The 25,799-nt window shown below is 64.6% G+C and carries 22 protein-coding genes; 4 read left to right on the plus strand and 18 right to left on the minus strand.

Translation table 11 applies throughout. The annotated features are described in order from the left end of the window. Positions 1-54: 54 nt before the first annotated feature. The 3 genes from lpdA to EEB18_RS20425 all read right to left on the minus strand — a co-directional run bounded on the left by lpdA (position 55) and on the right by EEB18_RS20425 (position 3,287). On the minus strand, positions 55-1,452 hold the full coding sequence (gene lpdA, locus EEB18_RS20415) for a dihydrolipoyl dehydrogenase (protein WP_187139862.1): 1,398 nt from the start codon (positions 1,450-1,452) through the stop codon (positions 55-57). Then, on the minus strand, positions 1,445-1,855 hold the full coding sequence (locus EEB18_RS20420) for an endonuclease domain-containing protein (RefSeq protein WP_262408021.1): 411 nt from the start codon (positions 1,853-1,855) through the stop codon (positions 1,445-1,447). Before EEB18_RS20420 ends, lpdA begins: the two co-directional genes overlap by 8 nt. Before the next feature lie 118 nt (positions 1,856-1,973). Then, entirely contained in the window at positions 1,974-3,287 is a 1,314-nt protein-coding gene (locus EEB18_RS20425; RefSeq protein ID WP_187139861.1) for a pyruvate dehydrogenase complex dihydrolipoamide acetyltransferase, read from the minus strand. A 161-nt stretch (positions 3,288-3,448) separates the two neighbouring features. On the opposite strand from EEB18_RS20425, the gene EEB18_RS20430 reads away from it, so the two are divergent. Further along, entirely contained in the window at positions 3,449-3,904 is a 456-nt protein-coding gene (locus EEB18_RS20430) for a universal stress protein (protein WP_056347666.1), read from the plus strand. Here the strand turns inward: EEB18_RS20430 and EEB18_RS20435 are convergent. Beyond that, a complete protein-coding gene (locus EEB18_RS20435; protein ID WP_187139860.1) occupies positions 3,901-4,293 on the minus strand; it encodes a hypothetical protein in 393 nt (130 codons plus the stop codon). The two genes, EEB18_RS20430 and EEB18_RS20435, sit on opposite strands and share 4 nt — an antisense overlap. A gap of 120 nt (positions 4,294-4,413) precedes the next feature. On the opposite strand from EEB18_RS20435, the gene EEB18_RS20440 reads away from it, so the two are divergent. Beyond that, positions 4,414-5,199, plus strand: a complete 786-nt coding sequence (locus EEB18_RS20440) for a helix-turn-helix domain-containing protein (RefSeq protein WP_187139859.1) — start codon at positions 4,414-4,416, stop codon at positions 5,197-5,199. Positions 5,200-5,296: 97 nt separating this feature from the next. Here the strand turns inward: EEB18_RS20440 and EEB18_RS20445 are convergent, their stop codons facing one another. The 3 genes from EEB18_RS20445 to phaR are packed head-to-tail and all read right to left on the minus strand — an operon-like array spanning position 5,297 to position 9,712. Then, entirely contained in the window at positions 5,297-7,600 is a 2,304-nt protein-coding gene (locus tag EEB18_RS20445) for a ribonuclease R family protein (RefSeq protein ID WP_187139858.1), read from the minus strand. Then, positions 7,601-9,127, minus strand: coding sequence for a proline--tRNA ligase (gene proS / locus EEB18_RS20450; protein WP_187139857.1), 1,527 nt, complete (start codon positions 9,125-9,127; stop codon positions 7,601-7,603). It lies immediately after the preceding gene. Between the two features lie 45 nt (positions 9,128-9,172). Beyond that, complete coding sequence (gene phaR / locus EEB18_RS20455; protein ID WP_056347676.1) at positions 9,173-9,712, minus strand: polyhydroxyalkanoate synthesis repressor PhaR; 540 nt, start codon at positions 9,710-9,712, stop codon at positions 9,173-9,175. A gap of 548 nt (positions 9,713-10,260) precedes the next feature. Between phaR and EEB18_RS20460 the strand changes: the two genes are divergently transcribed. Further along, complete coding sequence (locus tag EEB18_RS20460) at positions 10,261-13,329, plus strand: TonB-dependent receptor domain-containing protein (RefSeq protein WP_187139856.1); 3,069 nt, start codon at positions 10,261-10,263, stop codon at positions 13,327-13,329. 109 nt (positions 13,330-13,438) lie between these two features. Here the strand turns inward: EEB18_RS20460 and alr are convergent, their stop codons facing one another. Beyond that, positions 13,439-14,485, minus strand: a complete 1,047-nt coding sequence (gene alr, locus EEB18_RS20465; protein WP_187139855.1) for an alanine racemase — start codon at positions 14,483-14,485, stop codon at positions 13,439-13,441. A gap of 43 nt (positions 14,486-14,528) precedes the next feature. After that, complete coding sequence (locus EEB18_RS20470; protein WP_187139854.1) at positions 14,529-16,172, minus strand: MFS transporter; 1,644 nt, start codon at positions 16,170-16,172, stop codon at positions 14,529-14,531. Positions 16,173-16,365: 193 nt separating this feature from the next. On the opposite strand from EEB18_RS20470, the gene EEB18_RS20475 reads away from it, so the two are divergent. Continuing rightward, on the plus strand, positions 16,366-17,136 hold the full coding sequence (locus EEB18_RS20475; RefSeq protein WP_187139853.1) for a cyclase family protein: 771 nt from the start codon (positions 16,366-16,368) through the stop codon (positions 17,134-17,136). Here the strand turns inward: EEB18_RS20475 and EEB18_RS20480 are convergent. The 9 genes from EEB18_RS20480 to scpA all read right to left on the minus strand — a co-directional run bounded on the left by EEB18_RS20480 (position 17,041) and on the right by scpA (position 25,757). Continuing rightward, positions 17,041-17,544 (minus strand): MAPEG family protein, encoded by a 504-nt coding sequence (locus tag EEB18_RS20480; RefSeq protein WP_187139852.1) that lies wholly within the window; start codon positions 17,542-17,544, stop codon positions 17,041-17,043. The genes EEB18_RS20475 and EEB18_RS20480 overlap by 96 nt on opposite strands. A 128-nt stretch (positions 17,545-17,672) precedes the next feature. After that, positions 17,673-18,044, minus strand: a complete 372-nt coding sequence (locus tag EEB18_RS20485; RefSeq protein ID WP_187139851.1) for a tRNA-binding protein — start codon at positions 18,042-18,044, stop codon at positions 17,673-17,675. A gap of 106 nt (positions 18,045-18,150) precedes the next feature. After that, on the minus strand, positions 18,151-20,157 hold the full coding sequence (locus tag EEB18_RS20490) for an acetyl/propionyl/methylcrotonyl-CoA carboxylase subunit alpha (RefSeq protein ID WP_187139850.1): 2,007 nt from the start codon (positions 20,155-20,157) through the stop codon (positions 18,151-18,153). A 2-nt stretch (positions 20,158-20,159) separates the two neighbouring features. Then, positions 20,160-20,666: a hypothetical protein gene (locus EEB18_RS20495; protein ID WP_187139849.1), complete on the minus strand. Its 507-nt coding sequence runs from the start codon at positions 20,664-20,666 to the stop codon at positions 20,160-20,162. A gap of 40 nt (positions 20,667-20,706) precedes the next feature. Then, entirely contained in the window at positions 20,707-21,099 is a 393-nt protein-coding gene (locus tag EEB18_RS20500) for a lysozyme inhibitor LprI family protein (RefSeq protein ID WP_187139848.1), read from the minus strand. Continuing rightward, on the minus strand, positions 21,096-21,338 hold the full coding sequence (locus EEB18_RS20505; RefSeq protein WP_187139847.1) for a hypothetical protein: 243 nt from the start codon (positions 21,336-21,338) through the stop codon (positions 21,096-21,098). Before EEB18_RS20505 ends, EEB18_RS20500 begins: the two co-directional genes overlap by 4 nt. Beyond that, positions 21,338-22,336: a biotin synthase BioB gene (gene bioB / locus EEB18_RS20510; RefSeq protein ID WP_187139846.1), complete on the minus strand. Its 999-nt coding sequence runs from the start codon at positions 22,334-22,336 to the stop codon at positions 21,338-21,340. The genes EEB18_RS20505 and bioB overlap by 1 nt, the downstream gene beginning before the upstream one ends. Beyond that, positions 22,333-23,613, minus strand: coding sequence for an O-acetylhomoserine aminocarboxypropyltransferase (locus EEB18_RS20515; RefSeq protein WP_187139845.1), 1,281 nt, complete (start codon positions 23,611-23,613; stop codon positions 22,333-22,335). Before EEB18_RS20515 ends, bioB begins: the two co-directional genes overlap by 4 nt. Continuing rightward, complete coding sequence (scpA, locus tag EEB18_RS20520) at positions 23,610-25,757, minus strand: methylmalonyl-CoA mutase (protein ID WP_187139844.1); 2,148 nt, start codon at positions 25,755-25,757, stop codon at positions 23,610-23,612. Before scpA ends, EEB18_RS20515 begins: the two co-directional genes overlap by 4 nt. Positions 25,758-25,799: the final 42 nt, after the last annotated feature.

Raw genomic sequence — 25,799 nt, forward strand, 5'->3', positions numbered from 1 at the left:
CTCCTTGTTGCGAACAGCTGGATCCCCGCCTGCGCGGGGATGACGAGGCTGCGGTTAGATGTGAAGCGGCCGCCCGAACGCCGCGAGCACGCCTTCGTGCATCGTCTCGCTCAGCGTCGGATGCGGGAAGACGGTGCCGATGAAATCATCCTCGACCAGCTCGGCGGTCTTGCCGATCGTATAGCCCTGGATCAGTTCGGTGACCTCGGCGCCGATCATGTGCGCGCCGAGCAGTTCGCCGGTCTTGGCGTCGAAGATGGTCTTGGTGAAGCCTTCGGACTCGCCCAAGGCAATCGCCTTGCCATTGCCGATGAAGGGGAAGGTGCCGGCCTTCACCTCGTAACCCAGTTCCTTCGCCTTCGCTTCGGTCAGACCGACGCTCGCGATCTGCGGGCGGCAATAGGTGCAGCCGGGAATGTTGCGCGGGTCCATGGCGTGCGGGTGGCCGCCCGCGATCGCCTCGACCGAAATGATCGATTCATGCATCGCCTTGTGCGCAAGCCAGGGCGGCGCGGTGACATCGCCGATCGCCCACAGGCCGGGGACGTTGGTGCGACACATCGCGTCGGTGTCGATATGGCCCTTGGTGGTCTTCACGCCGAGCGCTTCGAGCCCGATATTCTCGGTGTTCGGGACGATGCCGATCGCGACGATCGCGTGGCTGAATTCGGCGCTTTCGGTCTTGCCGTCCTTGGTCTTGATCTTCGCGGTAACGCCGGTCGCGGTCGCCTTCAATTCCTCGACGCCGGCGCCGGTGAAGATCGTCATGCCCTGCTTCTTGAGCGATTTTTCGAGGAAGGCCGACACATCGGCGTCCTCGACCGGGACGACGCGGTCGAGCATTTCGACCACCGTCACTTGGGCGCCCATGTCGCTGTAGAAGCTCGCGAACTCGATCCCGATCGCGCCCGAACCGATGACGAGCAGCTTCTTGGGCATTTCGGGCGGGACGAGCGCGTGGCGATAGGTCCAGATGCGCTTGCCGTCGGCGGGCGCGAACGGCAGGTCGCGGGCGCGCGCGCCGGTCGCGACGATGATGTTCTTGGCGGTGAGGGTTTCGCTGCCCTTCTCGCCCTTCACCTCGAGCTTGCCCGGCGCCGTCAGCTTGCCCTCGCCCATATGCACGGTGATCTTGTGCTTCTTCATCAGGAAGGCGACGCCCTGGCTAAGCTGCTTCGCGACCCCGCGCGACCGCTTCACCACCGCGTCGATGTCGGCGCTGATCTGCTGCGCGATCAGGCCGTAATCGCCGGCATGCTGCATATAATGATAGATTTCGGCCGAACGCAGCAGCGCCTTGGTCGGGATGCAGCCCCAGTTGAGACAGATGCCGCCCAGATTCTCGCGCTCGACGATCGCGGTTTTCAGTCCCAATTGCGCCGCGCGGATCGCCGCGACATAGCCGCCGGGCCCCGAGCCGAGGACGATGAGGTCGTAGTTGGTGTCAGCCATTATGGGCTCCTTCTAAGGCCCCTCTCCCCTTGCGGGAGAGGGGTTGGGGAGTGGGGTCGGCGCGCGTCTGCGCGCCAAGAGAATCGATGGCGTGCAATATGGCTTCGGCAACGCCGTCACTATTGTTCAATACATCGTTGTTCCAGAAACGCAGGATGCGAAAGCCTTGCGCGCCCAGATAGGCGTCGCGACCGGCATCATACGCGTTTTCCGCATGCTGTCCGCCGTCCGCCTCGACGATCAGCCGATGCTCGAAGCAGACGAAATCGGCAATGTAGAGGTCATCGATGATGACCTGACGCCGCCATCGCAGCTCGGCCAATCGTTTGGCGCGCAGGACCGACCAAAGCCGACGTTCAGCGTCGGTGGGATGGGATCGCATGTCGCGGGCGCGTTCCAGCAAAAGTGCCTTGCGGGCGAGAGCGTCGGTTACAGTCTTATGCGCCGCAGACGCGGCGCGGACCCCTCTCCCCAACCCCTCTCCCGCAAGGGGAGAGGGGCTTTGGCCCCTTGCGGGCATTTTACGCCACCAGCCCCAGCGGGTTCTCCACTAGTTCCTTGAAAGTCTTCATCAACAGCGCGCCATCCGCGCCATCGATCGCGCGGTGGTCGAAGCTGCCGGTCGCCGACATGACGGTCGCGATCGCGAGGGCGTCGTCGACGACATAGGGGCGCTTCTCGCCCGCGCCGATCGCCATGATCATACCCTGCGGCGGGTTGATGACGGCGGTGAACTGCTTGATCCCCATCATCCCCATGTTCGAGATGCTGGCGGTGCCGCCCTGATATTCGCTGGGCTGGAGCTTGCCCTCCTTGGCCTTCGCGGCGAGCTCGGACATTTCGGTCGAGATTTTCGACATCGACTTGCCGCCGGCGTCGGTGATGATCGGGGTGATCAGCCCGCCGGGGATGCTGACCGCGACCGAAATGTCGGCACGGCTGTACTGGCGCATCACATCGCCGCCGAAGCTGACGTTGCACGCCGGGACGCGTTCGAGCGCGACCGCGAGCGCCTTGATCAGCATGTCGTTGACGCTGAGCTTCACCCCGCGGCCTTCGAGGCTGGCGTTGAGTTCACCGCGCAGCTTGAGCAGCGCGTCGAGGCGGATATCTACCGTCAGGTAGATGTGCGGCGATTGCTGCATCGATTCCGTCAGGCGGCGCGCGATCGTCTTGCGCATGCCCGACAGCTTGCTGTCCTCGTGCGGGATGCCGAAATCGGGGATTTCGCCGTGCGCGGCAGGGGCGGGTGCGGCGGCAGCGGGCGCCGCCGACGGGGCCGCAGCGACCGGAGCCGCGGCGGGAACAGCCGCGGCGCCGGCGGGGGCGCCGTCGAGGTCGTCCTTGACGATGCGGCCGCCGGGGCCGGTGCCGGTGATGGTCGACAGGTCGATGCCGCGCTCGGCGGCGAGGCGCTTGGCGAGCGGGCTCGCCTTGATGCGGTCGCCCGATGCGGCGGACGCCGCAGCAGGGGTCGGTGCGGGTGCGGGCGCCGCTGCGGGGGTAGCGGCGGGTGCCGGAGCAGGCTCAGCCTTCGCCTCGGGAGCAGGCGTCGCAGCGGCGGGCGCCGCCTTGGCGCTCCCCGCATCCTCGCCTTCGCCGGTGATCGTCGCGATCACGGTGCCGACCTTCACATTGTCGGTGCCCTCGGCGACCAATATCTGCGCGATTACGCCATCGTCGATCGCCTCATATTCCATCGTCGCCTTGTCGGTCTCGATCTCGGCGAGCAGGTCGCCCGACTTAACCGTATCGCCCTCCTTGACCAGCCATTTGGCGAGCGTGCCCTCCTCCATCGTCGGCGAGAGCGCGGGCATTTTGAGTTCGATCGGCATGGTGAGGCATGTTCCCTGTCAGTCTGGCAGGTTGCCCCTGCCGTTACGGCCTGTACCTCTCCATAAGCGGAGCCGGGGTCAAGGTCCATCGGGTCAAACTTGCCTTTCATACGAATGTGACGCACTCTCCCCTCATAAAAAGCATAGCGGGGGTCGGGGCGATGCGGACTTATCTGGTGGTGATCGACGACAGTCCCGAGGCCAGCCTCGCGCTGCGCTTCGCGGCGCGCCGCGCGGCGCGCACCGGCGGCGGCGTGATGGTGCTGGCGATCATCCCGCCACAGGACTTCGTCGCGTTCGGCGGGGTGCAGGCGACGATCGAGGCCGAGGCGCGCGAACATGCCGAAGCGCTGGTGGCGGCGGCGGCCGACACGGTCGCGCAGGAAGCCAATGTCACGCCGCAGATCATGGTCAAGTCGGGCAAACCCGCCGAGGTCGTGTGCCAGGTGATCGCCGAGAATGACGAGGTCGCTGCGCTGGTGCTGGCGACGGCGGCGAGCGGCGCGCCGGGGCCGCTGGTTGCGCATTTCACCGGACAGGATGCGGGAACGCTCCCCTGTCCGGTGATGCTGGTGCCCGGCGGGATCGATATCAGCCGGCTCGATGCGTTGAGCTAGGCGGTCGCAAGGCGCGGCAGGGCGGCGGCGCCCTTCGCTTCGAAGAAAGCCAGATCGAGCACGACCAGCGCCTGCACCACGACGACCGCGATGCCGATCCATGTCATCTGGCCGGCGAACACCGCGAGGACGCCGAAGCTCGCGGCGACCCAGCCGATATTGCCGACCGCGATCAGGTTCGCGAGCCCCTTGCTCGGCGCCTTCTGCGTGGCGACGAACAGCATCAGCAGGGCGCTCGGCAGCCCGATCCATCCCGCGACGGTCACGACTTCGGAGGGGAGGCCGAGAAGTGCCGCAACCGTCGCGGTCGCAAAGACGCCCAGCACGAACAGCCCCGTGCAGGTGATGGCGTCGATGATCAGGACATTCTTGAGATTGAAATAGGACATGACGGGTTCTCCTTTCGAACTGGGCCCAATTATGCCGCGAAACAACGCCAGTCGATTACGCCCGAGGTAATGGAAAAGAGGAAGATGGAGGTATAGCTCCCGCAGCGAAGGAGAAGGTCAATGCAGGTTGCACCGCTGGGCGAGCAATTGCGCGAATGGCGTACGCGGCGCCGGATGAGCCAGATGGACCTCGCGCTCGACAGCGAGATTTCGACCCGCCACCTGAGCTTTATCGAGACCGGGCGGTCGAAACCGAGCGCCGCGATGCTGGCGCGGATCGCCGATTGCCTCGAAGTCCCGCACCGCGCGCGCAACGCCATGCTGCTCGCGGCGGGTTACGCGCCCGATTATCAGGAACGCGCGCTCGACAGCGCCGAAATGGCGGGGATGCGCGCGATCGTCGAGCATGTATTGAAGGGGCACGAGCCCTATCCGGCGCTCGCGGTCGACCGCCACTGGAACATGGTCGCGGCGAATGATGCGATCGCGATCCTGATCGAGCAAGTAGCCCCCGCCCTGCTCGTCCCGCCGGTCAACGTGCTGCGGATCGCGCTGCACCCCGACGGGCTGGCGCCGCAGATCGTCAATTTCGGCGCGTGGCGCGCGCATATCCTGCACCGGATCGACTTGCAGATCGAGGCGAGCGCCGACGCGGGGCTGATCGCACTGCGCGAGGAACTGGCGGGTTATGACCGGCAGGCGAACGACAATGACGGCGGCCCGGTGAGCGGCATCGCGGTACCGCTGATCCTCGACACCATCGCGGGGCGGATAGCGTTCGTATCGACCGTGACGATCTTCGGGACGCCGGTCGATATCACGCTGTCGGAGCTGGCGATCGAGGCGTTTTTCCCGGCGGATGCGGCGAGTGCGGCGTTGTTGGCAAGGTTGGCGGGGAAATCTTGAACCTCGTCATTGCGAGCGAAGCGAAACAATCCAGGGCGGTTACCGCCACTCTGGATTGCCGCGTCGCCTTCGGTTCCTCGCAATGACGAGATGCGGTTTAGCGCCGCCGCCCCTTATGCTTGATATTCGCCGGGCGCCCGCGCTTGCCGACGCTGTGTTTGCCCGCCTTGTCCTTCAACCCGTCGCGGCGCGGCGGGCGGCCCCGGAAACCGCCTTCGGGCGCGTCGGGCAGTTCGAAACGCAGAGAGCCGCTGACCGGGTTGGCATCGACCAGCCGCAGATCGAGCCGTTGGCCGGTGGTGAAACTCACCCGCCCATGCTCGCTGTCGAGGCTGCGCGCCGCCTCGTCATAGAAGAAGCGCTCGGCTCCCAATGTCGACACCGGCACCAGCCCGTCGCCGCCGAGGCCGTCGACGGTCGCGAAGAAACCGAACGGCTGCACCCCGGTGATCCGCGCCTGGACGATCTCGCCCTTCCGGCTCGACAGATAGGCCGCGACATAGCGGTCGATCGTTTCGCGCTCGGCCTCCATCGCGCGGCGTTCGAGGGCGCTGATCGCCTCCCCGATGCGCGACAGGCCCTTGGCGTCGGCCTCGCCGAGCCCGGTGCGCTCGGGCAAGCCCTTGGGCTTGCCCGGCACTTCGAGCTTATAGCCATCGACGAGCGCGCGGTGGACGATCAGATCGGCGTAACGCCGGATCGGCGAGGTGAAATGCGCGTAGCTGCCGAGCGCGAGGCCGAAATGGCCGGCGTTGGCGGGACCATAATAGGCCTGGGTCTGGCTGCGCAGGATCGCCTGCATGATTTCGGGCAGCCGGTCGTCTTCGGAAAAGCCGTCGATCAGGCGGTTGAACACCGCGGGGGTGATCACCTGTCCGAGCGCGAAACTCTGTTCGAAGGTTTCGAGATAATCCTTGAGGCTGACGAGTTTCTCACGGCTCGGCGGCTCGTGGATGCGGTACATCACCGGCGATTTCTTCGCCTCGAGCGCCTTCGCCGCAGCGACGTTGGCGGCGATCATATAATCCTCGATCAGCCGCATCGAATCGAGCCGGTCGCGGACGCGGATTTCGGCGATGCCGCCCTTCTCGTCGAGGATGACCTGGCGTTCGGGCAGGTCGAGGTCGAGCGGCGCGCGGGCGGCGCGCGCGGTCGCCAGCAATTTCCAGCAGGCCCAGAGATTGCGCAGCCCCGGCAGCACCTCGGCGTCCCAATCGTCCCGCGCCGTATCGGCATCATAGGCCGCCTGCGCATGTTCATAGGCGATGTTCGCGCGCAGCCGCACCAGCGCGCGGGTGAAGCGCCATGACGTCACCTTGCCATGCTTGTCGATGACGAGGTGGCACGCCATCGCGGCGCGGTCCTGCCCGGCTTTCAGCGAGCAGACACCCGCCGACAAAGTCTCGGGCAGCATCGGCACAACCTGATCGGGGAAATAGACGCTGTTGCCACGCCGCCGCGCCTCGCGGTCGAGCGCGCCATCGGGGCGGACATAGAAGCTGACATCGGCGATCGCGACGATCGCGCGCCAGCCGCCCTTGTTGGTCGCATCCTCGTCGGGCGCCGCCCAGACGGCGTCGTCATGGTCGCGCGCGTCGATCGGGTCGATCGCGACGATCGGCAGGTCGCGCAGATCCTCGCGCCCGTCGGGGGTCAGCGGGAGTTTCGCGGCGACCTCGGCTTCGGCGATTGTTTCGGTGCCGAAGACATGCGGGATTTCATGGCGCGCGATCGCGATCATGCTCAGCGCGCGCGGCGCGAACGGATCGCCGAGGCGCTCGACGACCTTCGCCTTGATCGCCGGTCCGCGGCCGCTCAGTTCGGCGCGCACCAGATCGCCGACATTGGCATCACCCTTGTCGGCAACCGCGAAGTCGTAGCGCGCGCGCTTGTCGGCGGGGCGCAGCCACAGGATCGGCTTGCCGCCGGGTCCCATATCCTCGACGAGAACGCCGATCACAGTCTCGCCGCCCGTCTGCAATTTCTTCATCGGGTGCGCGACATGGCCGCTGCCGCGTTCCTCGGTGCGCGCGAGGATGCGGTCGCCGACGCCGAGCGCGCCCTTGCGCCCCTGCTCCATCACGCGCAGCCGCGGTGCGGGACCGGCGGCTTCCCAATGTTCGGGGACGGCCCAGACGGTGCTGCCGTCGATCGAGGTGACGCGCAGCACGGTAACGCGCGGCAGCCCGCCGTGCTTGTGGAACGAACGCCCCGCCGCGAGATCGACGAGCCCCTCGTCGGTCATATCCTTGAGCAGCGCCTTCAGCGCGATCTTGTCGGCGCCGTGCAGCGCGAAATGCTTGGCGATCTCGCGCTTGCCGACCGGACCGCTGCTCGTTTCGATGAAACGGAGGATCTGGTCGGGCTTGGGCAACCCCGCGGGCCGTTGCGCTTTTGCCAATTAATAGGTCCGTCCTATCAGCACGCGTTCGACCGCGGGTTCGCCGGTGAAGAAGCAGGCGCCGTCGGCGGGTGCGGCGTCGAGCGGGGTGTTGCGCATCGTCAGCTTGAGCGCCTTCAACTGCTCGACGATCTTGTCGAGCGCGACGCCGGTCGGGCGCGACCATTGGACTTCGGTCCAGCCGACAAATTTGTCGTCGCCGGCAAAATGCGCTTTCAAATCGGTGACATCGCGGCGAATATTGCCGTCGAGTCGAGCCTTGGCCTCGGCGTAGAGGTTCGCCTGGATTTCCTCAAGCATCGCGACCGCGCCGGCGGCGAATTCGTCCTTGCCGACGAACGCGGTGTTCAGCTTGCCGTCGTCCTTGTACAATCGGTCGCGGCGGATCACCGCGACATTGCCGCCGGCGACGTCGCGCGGGCCGATTTCGAGGATGATCGGCGCGCCCTTCTTGACCCAGCCCCAGCGCTTGGTCTGCGCCTTGTTGGCGCCGGCGTCGAGATGGACGCGCACGGGTTCGCGAAAGGCGTCGAGCGCCTTGAGGCTCGCCTCGATACCACGGCAATAATCGAGGATCGCGGCGTCTTCCTCATTCTCGCGCAGCATCGGCACAATGACGATCTGATGCGGCGCGATGCGCGGCGGGCAACGCAGGCCGTCGTCGTCGCCATGCGTCATGATGACCCCGCCGATCATCCGCGTCGACGTGCCCCAACTCGTCGTGTGGCACAGGCTGTGGCCGCCATCCTTGTCCTGATAACGGATGCCCGCGGCTTCGGCGAAACCGGTGCCCAGATAATGCGAGGTGCCAGCCTGCAACGCCTTGCCGTCCTGCATCATCGCCTCGATCGAATAGGTCGCGACGGCGCCCGGAAAGCGCTCATTCTCGGGTTTTTCGCCCGCGACGACCGGCATCGCCAGCACATCCTCGGCGAAGGCGCGGTACATTTCGAGCGCGCGCAGCGTCTCGGCCATCGCGTCGGCCTTGTCGGCGTGCGCGGTATGGCCTTCCTGCCACAGGAATTCGCTGGTGCGCAGGAACATGCGCGTGCGCATTTCCCAGCGCACGACATTGGCCCATTGGTTGACCTTGAGCGGCAGATCGCGCCAGCTCTGCACCCAGCGGCTCATCGCCGCGCCGATCACCGTCTCCGAGGTCGGGCGGACGATCAGCGGCTCTTCGAGCTTCGCTTCGGGATCGGGAACCAGCTTGCCCTTGTCGTTGGCGATCAGGCGATGGTGGGTGACGACCGCCATTTCCTTGGCAAAACCATCGACATGGTCGGCTTCCTTTTCAAAGAAGCTCAACGGGATGAAGAGCGGGAAATAGCAGTTCTGGACCCCGGCATCCTTGATGCGGGCGTCCATCACAGTCTGGATGCGTTCCCACATGCCATAGCCCCACGGCTTGATGACCATACAGCCGCGGACGCCGGACTCTTCGGCGAGGTCGGCTTCGGCAATGACATCCTGATACCAGGCCGCGAAGTCGGCCTGCCGGGTTACGCTGAGCGCATGTTTGACCATGATATTCGTTTTTTCCGTCGTTGAGGGCGGGAGAAGCCCTTCTTGTCATTTCTTGTTGGCGAGTTCCGCCTTGAGTTCGGCGATTTCGGCCTTGAGCGCCGCGATTTCGGCGTCCTTGGCCTTGCTGCCCCCCGCGCCCGGAATGAAGGCGCCCGCCGCCTGCTGGAACATTTCCATGTTGCGGCGCGTCAGCTCGGCGAGCGGGTTGGCGCCGAGCGCCCCTTCGAGCGCCGATCGCACATCCTGCTGGTTCTTGCGGAACGCGGTCATCGAGGCTTCGAGATATTGCGGCACCATCGACTGCATCTTGTCGCCGTACATGCCGATCAGGTGGCGCAGGAAATTGACCGGCAACAGCGTCTCGCCGCGCGTTTCCTCGTCCATGATGATTTGCGTGAGCACATTGTGCGTGATGTCGTCGCCGCTCTTGGCATCGAGGACGCGGAATTCGCGGCCGTCGCGCACCATCGTGCCGAGATCTTCGAGCGTGATATAGCAGCTGCGTTCGGTGTCATAGAGGCGCCGGTTCGCATATTTCTTGATGATGACCGTGTCGCCATCGGCGGACGCCTTGGACTTCGCCATGGTGATGCTGCTCCCTGATCCGGTGGCAAAGGCGACCCCGCCGCTCCGGGCTTTTGAATAGTGAGTTACGGGCATTAGCACCAATCTATGATGCATCGCAACATGAGGCGGCGCGGCGGCGGCGATTCGCTTTAGTGCCGTCGCGACACTGTCTTAATCCGCCGGATCGCCCTCTCCCGAACGAGAAGGCCTGACAGGCAGGGGCCGCGGCCGCGCTGCCATTAAAGCAACATAGTTTCAACAGAAACTGTCATCGCGACATAATTATCGCGCCAAGGCACCAAGGTCAGCCGCTTCATGTCGCGCTGCAATAAGCTTATTATTTGACGGTTTTTCGACACAAGCCTTGGCCACTGTTGCGAAAATGACACAATGTCATACCGATGCGGCGAAGCGGTCATAAATTTTTCCCCAAGGGCTTGTGTGCTTTCCGTTTTCCGGCTTTCTAGCTGTCAATCCGTTCATCTCTATTTTTGAACGGGCAACCGGGGAGTTACCAAATGAACAAGTCGCACCTGCTTATGGGTGCTGCTGCTTTTGCAGTAGCAATGTCCGTGAGCCAGCCTGTCCTCGCACAGAGCACCGCGGATTGCGTCGACGCCAACGAGAATGGCGTCTGTGATTCGGACGAAAATACCGACCGCGCCATCGTCGTCACCGGCTCGCGTATTTCGCGCCCGACGCTCGAATCGTCGGTTCCGCTGACCTCGGTCGACGTCGGCGAACTGACCGACACCGGCGACGTCTCGCTGGGCGACGCGCTGAACGACCTTCCGTCGCTGCGCTCGACCTTCAGCCAGGGCAACTCGACCCGCTTCATCGGCACCGCCGGCCTGAACATCCTCGACCTTCGCGGCCTTGGCATTTCGCGCACGCTGGTTCTCGTCAACGGCAAGCGCCACATCACCGCGCTGCCGGGCGACTATCTGGTCGACGTCAACACCATTCCGGTCGACCTGCTCGAACGCGTCGATATCGTGACCGGCGGCAACTCGGCGATCTACGGTTCGGACGCCGTCGCCGGCGTCGTCAACTTCATCACCAAGCGCAACTTCGAAGGTATGAACCTGCGCGCGCAGGGCGGCGTTTCGTCGCGCGGCGATCGCGGCAACCTGTTCGTCAGCGGCACCTGGGGCAAGAATTTCGCCGACGGTCGCGGCAACATCGCGGTATCGGCCGAATATGCCGAATCCAACCCGCTGTATTTCACCGACCGCGACAGCCTGACCGGAGCCTATTCGGGCCGCTGCCAGTTCCAGCAGACCGACCGCACGACCGATGAAACCCAGGCAGGCGACGGCATTCCCGACAGCACCTTCCTGTGCGGCATCAAGAACGCATCGATCAGCGATGGTGGCACCCTCGGCGCGATCGACGGCACCGCCGCCGCCCGTCGCCGTTACCTCCGCTTCGCCTCGAACGGCGATATCTTCATCGACACCCCTGACGATTCCTTCTCGGACATCGGCTCGACCGGCAACCAGCAGGGCGGCGCCGGCTCGACGTTGCGCAACACCGGTCAGCTTGCTGCAGGCCTGAAGCGCTACGCGATCAACCTGCTCGCGCACTACGACGTCAGCGACGCCTTCCGTCCTTTCGTCGAAGCCAAATATGTGCGGGTGAACGCCGTTCAGGAAGGTCAGCCGAGCTTCTTCCAAGGTTCGCTGGCGGGTTTCTTCGCCAACACCGACGAACAGTTCGACGCAATTCCGGAACTGCGTTGCGACAACCCGTTCCTGACCACGCAGGCCTTCCAGACCCTCTCGGGCTTTGGTGTTTGCGGCGCGACGCCTGACGGTACCCCGTTCGCGATTTCGCGCTTCAACACCGACTTCGGTGGCCGCGGCGAATATCACACGCGCGAAACCTACCGCATCGTCGGTGGTGTCGAAGGTACGTTCAACGACGACTGGAACTATGAAGTCTCGCTAAACTACGGTCGCCTCGACACGCGCATGAAGTCGCTGAACAACCTGAAGCTGTATGATACCGCCGGCAATCTGGACGGTTTCCTGCTCGCCTATGATGCCGTCCGCAACAACGCCGGTCAGATCGTCTGCCGCGTCAACGCCGACGCGATCACGACCAATGACCGTCCGGATTGCGTGCCGATCAATCTGTTCGGCCAAGGCAAACCCAGCGCCGAAGCCCTGGCTTTCGTCAACGTCAATTCGCTCCGCAAGGAACGCGCCGAAGAATTCGTCGCCTCGGCGAGCATCTCGGGCGACCTTTCGCAGCTGTTCGAACTGCCCGGCGGCCCGATCGGTTTCGCTTTCGGCGCCGAGTACCGCGAAGAAACGGCCTATTCGGCGTATGACGATCTGGTCGCCAGCGGCGGTACGTTCCTCAACGCGATCCCGCCTTTCGATCCGGCGAAGCTCAGCGTGAAGGAAGCATTCGGCGAAATCAGCCTTCCGCTGCTCGCCAACATGCCCTTCGCCGAAGAACTGTCGATCAGCGGCGCTGCGCGCGTCTCGGATTACAACAGTGCAGCCGGTACCGTGTGGGCGTATAACGTCCAGGGTCTGTATGCGCCGATCCCCGACGTCCGTTTCCGCGCCGCTTACGCCAAGTCGGTTCGTACTCCGACGCAGAGCGATCTGTTCTCGACGAACAGCGAAAACTTCGCGCAGATCGCGGATCCGTGCGACATCAGCCGCATCAACAACGGTCCGAATCGCGTAGCGAACTGCGCCGCGGCGGGGGTTCCGGTCGGTTTCATCAACACGATCGCGAACAGCCAGACGACGGGTTACCTGTCGGGCGGCAACCCCACCCTGCAGAACGAAATCGGCAAGAGCCTGACGCTCGGCGTCGTCGTCGAACCCAGCTTCCTGCCGGGCTTCAACTTCACCGTCGACTATTACAAGATCAAGGTCGAAAGGCTGATCTCGGCGCTGGGCGCGCAGCAGATCATCGACCTGTGCTATGATAGCTCGACCGGGATCAACAACCCGTTCTGTGCGACCGTGCAGCGTAACGCCGCCGGCTTCTTCATCGAACCGGCGGTCATCTCGGGCGGCGTGAACTTTGCGGCGCAGAAGACCGAAGGTGTCGATTTTGACATCCAGTATCGTCGGACGTTCGACAATGGTCATCGCTTCTCGCTTCGCGCGATCGCGACGCACCTCATTCGTCTCGACAACTACACGCAGCCGCTCAACCCGCTTGAACCGAACCGCCAGATGAGCGAACTCGGCGATCCGCGCTGGGCCGCGAACGCCAGCGTCAACTATGACTTCGGCGAACTCGATCTCAGCTGGTCCGTGCGTTACATCGGCAAGCAGACGATCGGCACCTATGAGGCGCAGCACTCCTACCAAGGCGCTTGCCCGGCCAGCGGCAACATTCCGTTGGGCGGCGGCACCTGCACTCCGGGTGCGATCGTGACCTTGCCGCCGACGAACCCGGACGCATTCGCGGAAGTCAACTACCCGGACGTGTTCTACCACAACTTCCGCGCCAACATGGAAATCGACAAGAAGTTCAACTTCTATATCGGTGTGGACAATGTGTTCGACAAGCTGCCGCCGCTCGGCCTGCTCGGCACCGCCGCTGGCGATCCGTTCGACAGCTTCGGCCGCTACTTCTACGCCGGCATCAAAGCCAGCTGGTAAGCCAGTCGGCTCCGGCCACGGAAACGGGCCGCCTTCCTTCGGGAGGGCGGCCTTTTTCTTTGTCTACGATCGAAGGAAGCGGTCGGGCGAAGGCGCGTCCGCGCGGGTCTCAGCCCCAGATGCGCTCGAACCGGCGCCCGAGTCCGGTCAGCAATTCATATTGCGACCGGCCGGTCGCCGCCGCGGTGACCGGCAGGTCGTAATCGATCGCCAGCCAGTCGCCCTCGCCGATCGCGCCGGCAGCGCCGGCGTCGAAGGCGGTCAAGTCCATCGACACCCGCCCCACGAGCGGCAGGGCATGGCCGTTCCACGTCGCACCGCCGCTGCCCGCGTGGCAGCGCAGATAGCCGTCGGCATAGCCGAGATTGGCGACCGCGATGCAGGCCTCACGCGGCGCGGTCCAGGCTGCACCATAACCGACCGTCTCGCCCGCGCGCACGTCGCGCACCTGCAGGACGCGCGCCTCGGGAAAGACGACCTGGCGGATATGGCCAGCCGCCTCGATCCGCGGCGTACCGCCGTAGAGCGCGAGGCCGGGGCGCGTGAGGTCGAACGCGTAATCTGCACCGAGGCTGATGCCCGCGCTGTTCGCCAGGCTGTAGCGGCGGGCGGGTATCGCATCGCGAAGTGCGCGAAACGCAGCGAGCTGGCGCGCATTCTGGCCGCTGTCCTCATCCGCCGACGCCAGATGGCTGAGCAGGGTTTCGATCACCAGCCCGTCGAGCACGCCGCCGACCGCTTCTTCGATCCGCAGCCCGAGCCGGCTCATCCCGGTATCGACCATCACGTCGCACGGCCGCCCGTCCCCGGCCGCGCGCCAGCGCGCAACCTGTTCGACGCTGTTCAGCACCGGGCGCACCGGCAGCATGCACGCCGCGACCATGTCGGCCTCCCCGACCCCGTGCAGCACTGACAGTGACACCCCAACAGGCAACGGCATCAATGCTGCCGCCTCGGCCCAGGTCGCAACGAAGAAGTCGCGGCACCCCGCAGCCGCCAGATGGCGCATCACGTCGCGCGCGCCCAGCCCATAACCATTGGCCTTGATCGCGGCGCCGCACGCCGCGCCACCGCTTTGCGCGGCCAGCCAGCGCCAGTTGGCAACGAGCGCCCCGGCATCGAGGCGGAGGCGGAGCGGCGAGGCGATGTCGATCATCCTCTCGCCCCTAGCCGCGATTGGCGGCAGCGCCAATGGCTGTTCAGACGGCCGGCCCCGGTGACGGTGCGACCTTGTCCCACTGCCCCTCAACGGGGTCCTTGAGCATGAACGCCGCAACGAGGAACGCCACCAGAACCACGCCCCAGGTGTACCACAGCCCGGCATAGGCATCGCCGGTCTTGGCGATGATGAAGCTCGCGATCAGCGGCAGGAAACCGCCAAAATAGCCCGTCCCCAGATGATAGGGGATCGACAGCGACGAATAGCGGACGTGCGGCGGGAACATTTCGGAGAGCAGCGCCGCGACCGGACCATAGGTGAAGCCCGACAGCGCGCTGAGACCGAGCAACGCGACCAAGATCACCGCGATGCCGAGCGGGCCGGGGATCTGCTTTTCGAAATCATAGCCCATCGCCTCGAGCGCGGGTTTCAGTACCGCCGGGTCCTCGCCCGCGACCTCGCGCCCGCCGATGTGAACCTTGACGCTGTCGAAGGTGTTGCCGCTGCTGACCACTTTGTACGGCACGCCGAGCTTGGTGAGTTCGCCGAGCGTCTTGCCGCACGCGGTCGCCTGTTTCGATGCGAAGGGGTCGAAGCTGCACTGCGATCCGGTGACCACCACCGGCGCCTTTTCGGCCGCCGCGGTCAGCGCCGGATTGCCGACGCTGCCCATCAGCCAGAACAGCGGGAACAGCAGCACCAGCGTCGCGGCATAACCCCAGACGATCGGCTTCTTGCGCCCGATGCGGTCGGAGAGATGCCCCGCCCACAGGAAAAAGCCCATGCCGAGCGCGGCGGCGAACCCGACGATGATCTCGGCGGCGGTATCCTCCACCTTCATCGGGCCTTTCAGGAAGGCGAGGCCCGAGAACATCGCGGTGTACCAGATCACCGTCAGGCCGGCGGCGATGCCGAACAGTGCGATGAAGATGCGGCGCGGATTGCCGGGGAAGGTGAAGCTTTCCTTGAGCGGGTTCTTCGCCAGTTCGCCCTCGGCCTTCATCGCCTGGAACACCGGGCTTTCGGACAGCTTGAGCCGCATCCACAAAGAGATGGCGAGCAGGATCAGCGACAGCAGGAACGGCACGCGCCACCCCCAGCTTTCCCACACCGCATCGGACATCAGCGCCTTGCACCCGAGCACGACGATCAGGCTGAGCACGAAGCCGCCGACGACGCTCGCCTGGATGAAGCTGGTATAGAAGCCGCGCCGTTCGGGCGGCGAATGTTCGGCCACATACACGGCGGCACCGCCATATTCGCCGCCGAGCGCGAGCCCCTGCAGCACGCGCAGCAGAATGACGATGATCGGCGCCGCGATGCCGATCGTCGCCGCCGACGGGATCATGCCGACCCCCGCCGTCGCGATGCCCATCAGCGTGACGGTGACGAGGAAGGTATATTTCCGCCCCAGCCGGTCGCCGAGAAAGCCGAACAGCACCGCGCCCAGCGGACGAAACCCGAAACCGACCGCGAATCCCGCCCAGACCAGCAGGATTTCGAGCGTCGCATTGTCGCTGGGGAAAAAGGCCTTGCCGATGATCGCCGCGAGCGTGCCGTATATGAAGAAATCATACCATTCGAAGATCGTCCCCGCCGACGAGGCGGCGATGACCATGCGGATATCCTTCTTGGTCGGCGTATAGGCTGCGCCATGGCTGGCGACAGCGGCTGCGTCGGTCATATGCTCTCCCTTTGGCCTCTCGGGCCTTTCCCCTTCCCGTTCGCATCGAGCGAAGTCGAGATGCCTGGAGGGCATGCGCGACGCCAACGTGTCTCGACTTCGCTCGACACGAACAGTTTGCTACGTCTAGTCGGGCGCGAGCGCTGCGCAAGCCTTCTTGGCGTAGCGTCAAACCGGTGGCAGACTGCGCCGCATGACCCAGTTCATCGACCTTTCGATCCCGATCACCAACGACGTCGTCTCCGACCCCCCGGTGATGCGCCCGCAGATCACCTACATGACCCACGAAAACACGTGGCAGCAGATCGCGATGTTCTTCCCGGGACTGACGCAGGACGACCTGCCCGATGGCGAAGGCTGGGCGGTCGAGAGCCTGACATTGAGCACGCACAACGGCACCCATATGGACGCGCCCTGGCATTTCCACTCGACCACCGACCGCGGCGCCACGCCGGCGCCCAGCATCGACGAGGCGCCGCTCGACCTCTTCTTCCGGCCGGGGGTGAAGCTCGATTTTTCGGACCGCCCCGCGGGCCATGTCGTGAGCGCCGCCGAGGTCGAAGCCGAACTGACGCGCATCGGGCATAGCCTTCAGCCCTTCGACATCGTGCTCGTCCAGTCGGGCGCCATCTATGGCACCGACAATTTCACCGACCAGGGCTGCGGCATGGGCGAGGAAGCGACGCTCTACCTGACCGAACGCGGCGTACAGGTCGTCGGCACCGACGCGTGGAGCTGGGACGCGCCGTTCAGCCACACCGCAAGGCGCTGGGCCGAAACGCGCGACCCGAAGATCATCTGGGAGGGGCACAAGGCGGGGCGCATCCAGCCCTATTACCAGATAGAGAAACTCACCAACCTCGCGGCGCTACCGCCGACCGGCTGGACGCTGAGCTGTTTCCCGGTGAAGATCGAACGCGCCAGCGCGGGGTGGATAAGGGCGGTGGCGTTGGTGGAAAGTTGAGCCGCGTTTAACCGTCGCCAGCATCCACAAGGTCCATCCGCCCAGCGCCAGCAACGTCCCAAAGGTCGCGACGACGCCGATCTGGCGCGGGATCGGTGCCTTGCCCGGCTCAATCTTCGCATAAAGTCCCGCGATATGCGCGACGCGGCCGATCAGGAAGATCGCGCCGATGACCATCAGCGCCATATGATTGGCGCGCGCACTTTCGAGCAGGCCGAGCAGGATGATTGTGATCGGCGCATATTCGGCGAGATTACCGTGGCTGCGGCTCGCGCTGATCAGCTTCGCGTCGCCATGATCGCCAAAGGCGGCCTGTACGCGCAGCCGCTGGCGCACCGTGTCGATCGCGGTCGCGAGCAAAAGCAGCGCGCAGACGGCGGCCACAAAGGCGGTTACCGGTAAAGTCATGATCGTTTCTCCCCCTGCCCCGCGTCCCAAAGCTCGTCATTGCGAGCGTAGCGAAGCAATCCAGAGCGGTTTACGCTACTCTGGATTGCTTCGCTATGCTCGCAATGACGGTATTTCGGGTAGCGCGATCAGAACAATCGCGACCCGTTCGGCACCACCCGATCCGGCGCGAACAGGATCACCGCGCCTTCCTCATCGGCGAAGCCGAGCGTCAGCACTTCGGACATGAACTTGCCGATCTGGCGCGGCGGGAAGTTCACCACCGCGGCGACCTGCCGCCCGACCAATTCGTCCAGCGCATAACGGTCGACGATCTGCGCGCTGCTTTTCTTCACCCCGATTGCGGGACCGAAATCGATCTTCAGCTTGAAGGCGGGTTTGCGCGCTTCGGGAAAGGGTTCGGCCTCGACGATCGTGCCGATGCGGATATCGACCTTCAGGAAATCGTCGAAGGTGATCGAGGCGGCGGCGGGCGTGTGGTTGTCGTGATTCAGGTGCATTGTCCAATTCCGTCATTGCGAGCGAAGCGAAGCAATCCAGACCGGCTTGCGCCCACTCTGGATTGCTTCGTCGCTTCGCTCCTCGCAATGACGAAATGCGGGAGCGCTATTCCATCTCCAAAATCACCGCGTCGACCGCCAGGCTGTCGCCCTGCGCCGCGTTGACGGTTTTCACCGTGCCGGTCTTTTCGGCGCGCAGGATGTTCTCCATCTTCATCGCTTCGACCGTCGCGAGCGGCTGGCCGGCTTCGACCTTGTCGCCCTCGTCGACATGCAGCGCGACGAGCAGGCCGGGCATCGGGCAGATCAGGAACTTCGACAGGTCGGGCGGCACCTTTTCGATCATATGCGCGGTCAGCGGCGCGATGTGCCAGGGCAGGGCGCGGACATTGTGGATGCGCCCGCGCGTCGTCATGCGCCAGCCGGTGCGCGTCTTCGCGACCTTCACCGCCAGTTCGCTGTCGTCGATGTCGGCAACGACGAGCTTGTCGCCCGGCGTATATTCGAGCGCGATATCGACCTTGTCGCCGTCGACCTTGATATGCTTTTCGCCGACCTTCACCTTGTGCGGGCTGCCGTCGATCGTCACCTGCCATTTGGCCGGCGGGTTCAGCCGGTCGCCGAGCTGGCCGTCGGTGCGCCGCGCGCGGTCGGCCTCGGCGCTGGCCATGAAGCCCGCGATCGCCGCCAGCGCGCGCGTCACATCGGCGTCGGTGTCGGCGCCGTGGAAGCCCTCGGGATATTCCTCGGCGATAAAGCCGGTGGTCAGATCGCCCGAGCGGAAGCGCGGGTGCTGCATGATCGCCGACAGGAAGTCGATATTGTGGCCGAGCCCTTCGAGTTCGAAGCGGTCGAGCGCCGCGACCTGCAGGTCGGCCGCCTCGTCGCGGGTCTTGCCCCAGGTGATCAGCTTGGCGATCATCGGGTCATAGAAGATCGACACCTCGCCGCCTTCCTCGACCCCTGCATCGACGCGCACGCCGTCCTCGCCGCGCTCGTCGCCTTCCCACGCCGGAACCGGGGTGCGATAGCGCACGAGCCGCCCGGTCGAGGGCAGGAAGCCGCGATAGGGATCCTCGGCGTAGACGCGATTCTCGATCGCCCAGCCGTCGAGTTTCACATCTTCCTGCTTGAGGTCGAGCTTTTCTCCGTAAGCGACGCGGATCATCTGCTCGACCAGGTCGATGCCGGTGATCGCCTCGGTCACCGGATGCTCGACCTGGAGCCTTGTGTTCATTTCGAGGAAGTAGAAGCTCTCGCCCGTCGGGTCGGCGCCAGACACGATCAGTTCGACCGTGCCGGCGCTGTAATAGCCGACCGCGCGCGCCAGCGCGACGCACTGTTCGCCCATCGCCTTGCGCATCTTTTCAGTGACGAAGGGCGACGGCGCTTCCTCGACCACCTTCTGATGGCGGCGCTGGATGCTGCATTCGCGTTCGTTGAGGTAGAGGATATTGCCGTGCTGGTCGCCGAGGATCTGGATCTCGATATGGCGCGGGTTGAGGATGAACTTCTCGATGAAGACGCGGTCGTCGCCGAAGCTGTTGAGCCCCTCGCGCTTGGTCGCCTCAAACCCTTCGCGGACGTCCTTTTCGTCATAGGCGAGGCGCATGCCCTTGCCGCCGCCGCCCGCCGACGCCTTCATCATCACCGGATAGCCGATCTCGTTCGCGATCCGCACCGCATGTTCGGTGTCGTCGATCTCGCCGACGAAGCCGGGGACGACATTAACCCCCGCCGCGAGCGCGAGCTTCTTCGACTCGATCTTGTCGCCCATCGCGGCGATCGCGTTCACCGGCGGGCCGACGAAAGCGATGCCTTCCTTCGCCAGCGCCTCGGCGAAGCTGGTGCGCTCGGACAGGAAGCCGTAACCCGGGTGCACCGCCTCGGCGCCGGTTTCCTTGCACGCGGCGATGATCTTGTCGGCGATCAGATAGGATTCGGACGCCGGCGACGCGCCGATATGCACGGCCTCGTCGGCCATCTGCACGAATGGCGCGCGCGCGTCGGCGTCCGAATAGACGGCGACGGTGGCGATGCCCATGCGGCGTGCGGTCTTGATGACGCGGCAGGCGATTTCACCGCGGTTGGCGATCAGGATTTTCTTGAACATCTCTAACCTCTTCTGAAACCCGGGGACGATGAGTCGCCCGCATCAAACATTTTGAAAACTACATTGCGATCCGGGCCGGGCCTGTTTTCATATCGATCTACGGCATATCTACGGACCTTCGCACTTTTGTCGTGGCGAAGGACACCGAAGACGAGGTCTGATTTCGGTTCCGGAATGTCGGCATACAATACGCAAGCTACCCGCCACCTGATCGTCCAATCAGAATGTGCGCCGAGTTCATCCCACAGATCCAGCACCGTCGGCTTGAGCCCACCCACTTTCCGCAACCAGTTAGCAGCTGCCTGCCAAACCGCAGATTTGCCTGAAACGAACGCTGTTCGCGCGAGTTCGCGGAACATCCCTTCGTTGCCGTGGCCATCGTTGATATCGAGGGCCGCGTCGATGACAGGAAAAATCAAATCCTGCTGATCTTCTTGGGGGATAAATTTGGCTGCGTGAGCCTTTTCCCGTTCTTTTCCGATCGTCCAGAAAGGCTTTTGAGCGGTCACCCGGCAGCCTCCCATCGAACGCAACGATTTTCCCAGATCATCAATTTTCGCCCGCCAACTCTTTCAACTCGACCGTCCGCTCCCTCGTCAGCCGCGCCATGCAGCCGCTGTGCAGCATCGGCGCCATGCTCCCGCCGCGGGCGGCGAAGCTTTCGGAGAGGCACTGCTGGTCGCGATAGGTCAGCCAAGCGCGCTGAGCCGCGAGCAAAGTGTCGTAATGCGTCGGCTGGCTGTCGTAACTGCGGTCGATGGTCTTATCGCGCGCCTTCAGCGCTGCGACCGTGGCCTTCCACTGCGCGTTGAGCTCCGCGTCGACGGCGTCATAATCCTTGCCTGCGCAGAGGTTCATTTCGACCTGATATTGTGGGTTCTCGCAGTCAACCTCGGGGTCCTGCGCCGCGGCGACGAGCAGCATCAACGACATCAGCATCATTCGCCCGTCTCCTTCACCGCCGGCTCGGTCCGATAGATTTTCGACACCTGCCGTGCCCACACCAGGATCAGCGCCAGCGCGCCGATCCACAGCAAATTCTCGGCCCACAAGGGCGACGCCGCGCCACCCTCGGACCCCATCCGCACCCCCTGCATCCGGTTCGCGCTATAGCCGCACGCGCAAGACGCGGGCAGCAACAGCACCGAGGTCAAAACAGCAAGGAGCGGCTTGCTGGTCACTATTCCGCCGCTTCCATCCGCATCGGCTCTTCGCTCACCATCGGAACGATGCCCAGCTTCGCGAACAGCGCCGCGTCCTTGCTGTCTCCCGCGTTCGCGGTGGTGAGCAATTTGTCGCCGGTGAAGATGCTGTTCGCGCCCGCCATGAAGCAGAGCGCCTGTGTCGCCTCCGACATGCTCTCGCGCCCCGCCGACAGGCGGACCATGCTCAGCGGCATGGAGATGCGCGCGACCGCGACGGTGCGGACGAACTCGATCTCGTCGATCTGCGCCAGCGGGGTGTCGGCCAGCATGTCGCCGAGCACGGTGCCCTTCACCGGCACCAGCGCGTTGACCGGCACGCTTTCGGGATGGCGCGGCAAGGTCGCGAGCGCGTGGATGAAGCCGACGCGGTCGGCGCGCGTTTCGCCCATGCCGACGATCCCGCCCGAACAGACGTTGATGCCCGCATTGCGGACCTCTTCGAGCGTGTCGAGCCGGTCCTGGAAGGTGCGGGTCGAGATGATATTCTCGTAATTCTCCGGGCTCGTGTCGACATTATGGTTATAATAGTCGAGCCCCGCGACCGCGAGCGTCTGCGCCTGGTCCTTGTTGAGCATGCCGAGCGTCATGCAGGTTTCCATGCCCATCTGGCGCACGCCCTCGATCATCTCGACGATCGCGGGCATGTCCCGGTCCTTGGGGTTGCGCCAGGCGGCACCCATGCAGAAGCGCTGCGATCCCGCGTCCTTCGCCTGCGCCGCGGCCTGCAGCACCGCGCGCACGTCCATCAGCTTGGTCGCCTTGAGCCCGCTGTCGGCATGCTTCGACTGCGAGCAATAGCCGCAATCCTCGACGCAGCCGCCGGTCTTGATGCTGAGCAAGGTGCACAGCTGCACCTGCCCGCGCGCATGATGCCGGCGGTGGACGCCCTGCGCCTCCCACATCAGCTCGTCGAACGGCAGGTCGAACAGCTCGGCGATTTCCTCGCGGGTCCAGTCGGTACGGCTCTCAGTCACGCGATAGTCTCCAATGCCTGCGCCAGGTCGGCGATGATGTCGTCGATATGCTCGATGCCCACCGACACGCGCACGACGTCGGGGCCGGCCCCCGCCTGTGCCAGTTCGTCGGCGTCCAATTGGCTGTGCGTGGTCGATGCGGGGTGGATGATGAGCGAGCGCGTATCGCCAAGATTGGCGAGGTGGCTGAACAGCTTGACCGACGACACCAGCCGGACCCCGGCATCATATCCGCCCTTGAGCCCGAAGGTGAAAACCGATCCGGCGCGGCCGCCGAGATATTTGTGTGCCAGTTCGTGGTACGGGCTTTCGCGCAGCCCCGCATAGGACACCCAGCTCACCGCCGGATGCGCCTGCAGCCATTTGGCGAGCGCGATCGCATTGCTGCAATGCCGGTCCATCCGCAGCGCCAGCGTCTCCATGCCGGTCAGCGCGAGGAAGGCGTTCATCGGCGCGAGCGCGGGCCCCAGGTCGCGCAGGCCCAGCGTGCGCGCGGCGAGGATGAAGGCGAGATTGCCGAACGCCTCGGTGAACTTCAGCCCGTGATAGGAGGCATTGGGTTCGCTCAGCGTCGGATATTTGCCGCCCTTCGCCCAGTCGAAGCTGCCCGCATCGACGATCACCCCGCCGATGGCATTGCCATGGCCGTTGAGGAATTTGGTGGTCGAATGGACGACGATGTCGGCGCCATGCTCGATCGGGCGGCACAGGATCGGCGTCGCCATCGTGTTGTCGACGATCAGCGGCACCCCGGCATCATGCGCGACCTTGGCGATCGCCTCGATGTCCTGCACGACGCCGCCCGGATTGGCGAGGCTTTCGATGAACACCGCGCGTGTCTTGTCGCTGATCGCCGCGGCGACATTGCCCGCATCGTCGGCGTCGACGAACTGCGTGTGCCAGGCCATCTTGCGAAAGCTCTGGCCGAGCTGGTTGAGCGACCCGCCATAGAGTTTCTTCGCCGCGACGATCTCGCAGCCCGGCTCCATCAGCGTGTGAAACGCCAGGAATTGCGCGGCATGGCCCGACGCCACCGCCAACGCCGCCTGCCCGCCTTCGAGCGCGGCGATCTTGCCTTCCAGCGCGCCGTTCGTCGGGTTCATGATCCGGGTGTAGATATTCCCGAATTCCTGCAGGTTGAACAGGCGCGCCGCATGATCGACGTCGTCGAAGACATAGGATGCGGTCTGATAGATCGGGGTGATCCGCGCCTTGGTCGTCGGATCGGGAGCGGTCCCCGCATGGACCGACAGCGTTTCAGGCTTCTGTCCGGTCATGCGGCATCCTCCAGCGGCGGCATATTGTGGCCGAGCAGGCGCAGCACATCGGCCGCGCATTCGACGACATTCGATCCGGGGCCGTAGATGCCCTGCACCCCGGCGTCGCGCAGATAGTCGTAATCCTGCGGCGGGATGACCCCGCCCGCGATCACCTTGATGTCGGTGCGGCCGGCTTCGCGCAGCTTGCCGATCAGTTCGGGGATCAGCGTCTTGTGCCCGGCGGCGAGGCTCGACGCGCCGACGACATCGACGCCGCTGTCGAGCGCAAGCACGACCGTCTCTTCGGGGGTCTGGAACAGCGGCCCCGACACGACGTCGAAGCCCATGTCGCCGAAGGCCGAGGCGATGATGTTCGCGCCGCGGTCGTGGCCGTCCTGCCCCATCTTGGCGACGAGCAATTTGGGTTTGCGCCCCATGCGACGTTCAACCGCCGCGACGCCGTCGAGCACCTGCTGCCAGCGCGCGTCGCCCTCATAGGGCGCGGCATAGACGCCCTTCACCGGGGTCGGCTGGGTGCCGTAACGCTCGAAGCTTTCCTCCATCGCCGACGAGATTTCGCCGAGCGTCGCGCGGGCGCGCGCCGCCTCGACCGCGAGCGCGAGGAGGTTGTTCTCGATGCTCGACTGCCCCGCCGCGCCGTCGCGCAAGGCTTTCAGCGCCGCCTGGCACACCGCTTCGTCGCGGTTCGCCTTGGTCTTGTTGATCCGCGCGATCTGGCCCTCGCGCACCTTGGCGTTATCGACCTCGAGCGTTTCGAGCAGGTCCTCGTCCTTCAGACGATATTTGTTCACCCCGACGATGACGTCGTCGCCGCGATCGACCCGCGCCTGCCGCGACGCCGCCGCGGTCTCGATCATCGCCTTGGGCCAGCCCGCCGCGACCGCTTTCGCCATGCCGCCTTCGGACTGGACGCGGTCGATGATTTCCTGCGCCGCATCGACGAGTTGCTGGGTCAGCGCTTCGACATAATAACTGCCGCCGAGCGGGTCGACGACCTTGGTCATCCCGGTCTCTTCCTGGATGACGATCTGGGTGTTGCGCGCGATACGCGCCGAGAAATCGGTCGGCAGCGCGATCGCCTCGTCGAGCGCGTTGGTGTGCAGGCTCTGCGTGCCGCCGAGCATCGCCGCCATCGCCTCGATCGTCGTCCGCATGACGTTGTTATACGGGTCTTGTTCGGTCAGCGAGACGCCCGATGTCTGGCAGTGGGTGCGCAGCATCTTCGACCGCTCGTCCTGCGCGCCCAGCGTGGTCATTGCGCGATGCCACAACACGCGCGCCGCGCGCAGCTTGGCGATTTCCATGAAGAAATTCATGCCGATCGCGAAAAAGAAGCTCAGCCGCCCGGCGAATTTGTCGATATCGAGCCCCGACGCCACGCCATATTTCACATATTCCATGCCGTCGGCGATGGTGAAGGCCAGCTCCTGCACCTGCGTCGCGCCGGCTTCCTGCATATGATAGCCGGAGATGGAGATGCTGTTGAACTTCGGCATCTCGCGGCTGGTATAGCCGAAAATGTCCGAAATGATCCGCATACTCGGTTCGGGCGGATAGATGTACGTGTTGCGGACCATGAACTCCTTGAGGATGTCGTTCTGGATCGTGCCGTCGAGCAATTTGCGGTCGACTCCCTGCTCCTCGCCCGCGACGATGAAGAAGGCGAGGATCGGGATCACCGCGCCGTTCATCGTCATCGAAACCGACATCTGGTCGAGCGGAATGCCGTCGAACAGGATTTTCATATCCTCGACGCTGTCGATCGCGACCCCCGCCTTGCCGACGTCGCCGGTAACGCGCGGATGGTCGCTGTCATAGCCGCGGTGGGTCGCAAGGTCGAAAGCGACCGACAGGCCTTTCTGCCCCGCCGCGAGGTTGCGGCGATAGAAGGCATTCGATTCCTCGGCGGTCGAAAAGCCGGCATATTGCCGGATCGTCCACGGCCGCCCGGCATACATCGACGCGCGCACCCCGCGCGTGAAGGGCGCGAAGCCGGGCAGGCCGGGGTCGGTGGTGACGTCCTCGGCCGTGTAGAGCGGCTTGACGTCAATCCCCTCGGGGGTGTGCCAGGTGAGGTCCTTGCCCTTCACTTCCTTGGTCGCGGCGGCGGCCCATTGGTCGAGCGTTGGTTTGTCGGTCATATGCAGTCTCTTTTTATGTTCCCCGGCGCAAGCCGGGGTCCA

The sequence above is a fragment of the Sphingopyxis sp. OPL5 genome (assembly GCF_003797775.2).
In the GTDB taxonomy this organism is placed as follows: Bacteria; Pseudomonadota; Alphaproteobacteria; order Sphingomonadales; family Sphingomonadaceae; genus Sphingopyxis.